This window comes from Microcystis sp. M109S1 (assembly GCF_020247025.1).
Lineage (GTDB): Bacteria > Cyanobacteriota > Cyanobacteriia > Cyanobacteriales > Microcystaceae > Microcystis.
In genome coordinates this window covers 1-3,577 of the sequence record NZ_JADBRW010000438.1, presented here as the reverse complement: position 1 = coordinate 3,577, position 3,577 = coordinate 1, and the positions used below count along the sequence as shown (strand labels likewise).

Genomic DNA, 3,577 nt, shown 5'->3' with positions numbered 1-3,577 from the left:
ATAATAAATATTGGCAGAGGATTAAAGATTAGTTATTGTGACTAACTCTTTTGGTTAGAGAAAGATAAACTTGAGAATCTTCGGTCAAATTTATTGACTCAAAATCCGCTGTACTTAATTTAAATGAATCAACCCTACCCCAAACCCCGGAGCGCATTAGTTTTTCGGTGGGATGCTTACAGACAGCTGCTGACACATTTGTAATCATCTAAGAGTCACTGATAATTGCTGATTGTCGGTATTCCTGCAAATGTAAGATGCACCCAGTCAATTTATTGCGGGGGAACCTAGGAGCGAAGGTGATAATTTGGGTCAAAGAAATAAGTAGAGGTAGAACCTCGCTTATCTGCATTCCAAGGTAGAACCTTGGAACGAGTCAAAAATATTTATATAACCCAAAACTATCTTAAATATAAAAATCATAATAAATGATGATTAAATAACCATTGACTCCCCCCCCTTTGTGATAGTTTAAGTCGCAGGATATTAGCGCAAAACTAGCGTTAAATATGACCATATTTTTGTATCATTACTGTCATCAAATCCATGAAAAAATTACTGACAATTTTAACCCCCTTGACTCTGATGGGACTAGCCGGGGTTGCTCCTGCTCAAGCGGCCATCGTAGCTGGTTGGAATGAATTTAATGCTTATACGGCATCCTATCCCAAGGCGGCCGATACTGTGGGTGCGAATATAACCAGCACTAGCTTAGATACCGCTGGGATAAAGAGGCTGGATAGTTCTTCTTTTTTCTCGTTGGGTGATGCAACTGGAGGAACAGCGCATTGGAATACAGGTAGCACTGTTAATCCCAGCCAATATGTCGAATTTGCCGTCAGTCCCAGTGCAGGTTTTCAAGTCGATTTTACTAACTTGCAACTCAATGCGCGGCATGATGAATTTCAGCTAGATTTAGTCTTGCGCTCCAGTGTTGATGGGTTCACCAGTAATTTAGGGACACAAGTTAGCTTAACAGGTATCTCTAATACCTACAGCTTTGACCTAAGCAGTTTAGCACCCCAAACCAGCCCGGTGCAGTTCCGTCTCTATGGACTGAATGCTAATTCATCTCAAGTCTTCTTCTATGGTGGCAACTCTGCTAATGTTGCCGGGGGTGGGTTTGTGGCTCTTAATGGGGATATCACTCCCACTGGTGGCGGTGGTGTATCAACCCCGGAACCTAGTGGTATAGTGAGTTTAATCGCTGTTGGTGCGTTGGGTGCCGCTTCCCTTCGTCGTCGGGGATAAATTATCCTTGGCAGGGGCAACTACAGAGGGGTTGCCCCCACATCTTGATATAATCGGGAGTGAGAGGTCAATTATCTTTTCTGAATAGGGGCAAATATGCAGATAAAAGACATGACTCCCCAAGAGTTACAAAGTTTAATCCGTAATACAGTAGATGATACTCTAGATGAGTACTTCGGTGATCCGGATGAGGGAAAACAAGTTAAAGAATCTTTTAAAGAAAAGTTATTAGAAATCAAACAAAAAAGATTACAAGGAAGACCGACTATTCCCGCAGCTGAGGTGAATAAAAGATATGGGATAGAACCTTAAATGAGCTATTCTGTTACTTTTGAACCAGAGTCGATAACTGATTTAGATTTGATCACCGATTTTATCAGACTGAGGATTCTTAATAAAATTGCATGGTTAGCCATCAACTTTGAACAGATAACCCCCCTACCTCTTACGAGAGAATGGTCGGGGTTTTACAAATTAAGAGTAGGAGATTATCGGGTTATTTATGAATTTGATCGAGAGAGTAGGATAATTATTATTATTAGAGTAGGTCATAGAAGTGAAGTTTATGACTAAATACTTACTAAAATAATTGGGATCAGCAATAAGCTAAGACGCATTTTAACCGTCCATCCTTACTTTATTGCCTGTGCTTTAAGTCGGGTAACAAAGGGAGAATCTCCGGCTTTTTCTCGCATTTTTTGGGCAAATTCTAAATCAGCTTGGATAGCTTGATCTAATTCCTCTCTATGTTCCCAATAGTAAGCTAATGCTGAGTGAATTTGACTCATACTTAAATCACGATGGTTAATGTGAATTTCTTCTGGAGTCCAACCGTAGGCTATTTGTGCCATAACTAGATCAATCACTTTCAGGGTAGAACCCGCAATTATTGGTACTCCCCGATGATCAATTGAAATATGTTTATAGTCTGTGAGATTTGTTGTCATGTAGAGAGGGTTAAGCTAAGACACATTTATAATTATACTAAGTACCGCACGCAAAATTAATTACACATATCTAACCACCTCTTGCCTCTTGCATGAGTGCCTATCTTGACTAGGAAATTTATTTTGCACTACTACTTACCTCATTGCCGCAAATTCTTGGGACAAGTGGCTTAAGCTACTTGTCTATACCCAAATAAAAAACGGTCTCCCTAAACCAGTTGCCAAAATCGCCGCCATGGACAGTCAATTACTTGATAAACTCGGACAATTACAAAACCTCTTAAAAACCAGCGAAAAGGCCCTGATTGCCTATTCTGGGGGCGTGGATAGTACCCTAGTGGCGAAAGTGGCCTATGATCTGCTAGGGAGTCAAGCATTGGCAATTACGGCGGTTTCTCCTTCCCTACTGCCGGAAGAATTGGAAGAAGCGATCGCTCAAGCCGATTATATCGGTATTCGGCACGAATTGGTGGAAACCGAGGAAATGAATAACCCCAATTACACCAGTAATCCCGTTAATCGCTGTTATTTCTGCAAAAGTGAGCTACACGACACCCTTAAACCCCTTGCTCTCGCTCGTGGTTATTCCTACGTCATCGATGGCGTTAATGCTGATGATTTAAGGGATTATCGTCCCGGGATTCAAGCAGCCAGAGAGCGCGGCGCTCGTTCACCCTTGGCGGAAATTGCTATCACAAAAAGCGAAGTTCGTCAACTATCTCGTTACTTAAATTTACCTTGGTGGGATAAACCGGCGCAACCCTGTTTAAGTTCCCGTTTTCCCTACGGGGAGGAAATTAGCCTGGAGAAATTGCAAAGAGTCGGACGGGCGGAGATTTATCTGCGAAAATTAGGTTATCGTCAATTACGGGTGCGATCGAGCGGCGATACGGCACGGATTGAATTACCGGCAGCAGCAATTCCCGACTTTATTAATCGGACAAATTTAAGCGAATTAGTCGCTGATCTGCAAAAATTAGGCTTTATCTATGTCAGCCTCGATCTAGAAGGTTATCAAAGCGGCAAGCTTAATCGAGTCCTCTAGTTCAGTGATCAGTAATCAGTAATCAGTAATCAGTGGACTGAAAACTCAAATCTGCTCTAACAGTTATCTTAATGGTGAGGTACGAAGTTTTCGTTTTGGGGAGTCGGTCGTCGGTCGTCAATACCAAATTGGGTTATACTTCATCTTGACGAGAAAGGCTGTAACGGATAACTGATAACTGATAACTGATAACTGATAACTGATAACTGATAACTTATAACTGATAACTGATAACTGATAACTGATAACTGATAACTGATAACTGATAACTGATAACTGATAACTGATAACTGATAACTGATAACTGATAACTGATAACTGATAACTGATAACT

5 protein-coding genes and 1 pseudogene are annotated in these 3,577 nt (G+C 41.2%); 4 read left to right on the top strand and 2 right to left on the bottom strand.

The annotated features are described in order from the left end of the window. Positions 1-546 precede the first annotated feature (546 nt). The 3 genes from IM322_RS21555 (at position 547) to IM322_RS21545 (ending at position 1,824) form a co-directional block, all read left to right on the top strand. Positions 547-1,251 (top strand): PEP-CTERM sorting domain-containing protein, encoded by a 705-nt coding sequence (locus tag IM322_RS21555; RefSeq protein ID WP_287672477.1) that lies wholly within the window; start codon positions 547-549, stop codon positions 1,249-1,251. Positions 1,252-1,347: 96 nt separating this feature from the next. Further along, the gene (locus tag IM322_RS21550; protein ID WP_287672479.1) at positions 1,348-1,563 is read left to right on the top strand and encodes a hypothetical protein; all 216 of its coding nucleotides are present in this window, start codon (positions 1,348-1,350) and stop codon (positions 1,561-1,563) included. Continuing rightward, positions 1,564-1,824 (top strand): type II toxin-antitoxin system RelE family toxin, encoded by a 261-nt coding sequence (locus tag IM322_RS21545; RefSeq protein WP_287672480.1) that lies wholly within the window; start codon positions 1,564-1,566, stop codon positions 1,822-1,824. 59 nt (positions 1,825-1,883) lie between these two features. On the opposite strand, the gene IM322_RS21540 is transcribed toward IM322_RS21545, so the two are convergent. After that, a complete protein-coding gene (locus IM322_RS21540; protein ID WP_287672481.1) occupies positions 1,884-2,198 on the bottom strand; it encodes a DUF433 domain-containing protein in 315 nt (104 codons plus the stop codon). A 235-nt stretch (positions 2,199-2,433) separates the two neighbouring features. On the opposite strand from IM322_RS21540, the gene larE reads away from it, so the two are divergent. Continuing rightward, positions 2,434-3,243, top strand: a complete 810-nt coding sequence (larE, locus tag IM322_RS21535; RefSeq protein WP_287672483.1) for an ATP-dependent sacrificial sulfur transferase LarE — start codon at positions 2,434-2,436, stop codon at positions 3,241-3,243. A gap of 117 nt (positions 3,244-3,360) precedes the next feature. Here the strand turns inward: larE and IM322_RS21530 are convergent. Then, positions 3,361-3,577, bottom strand: a pseudogene (locus IM322_RS21530) (hypothetical protein); the annotation flags it as partial.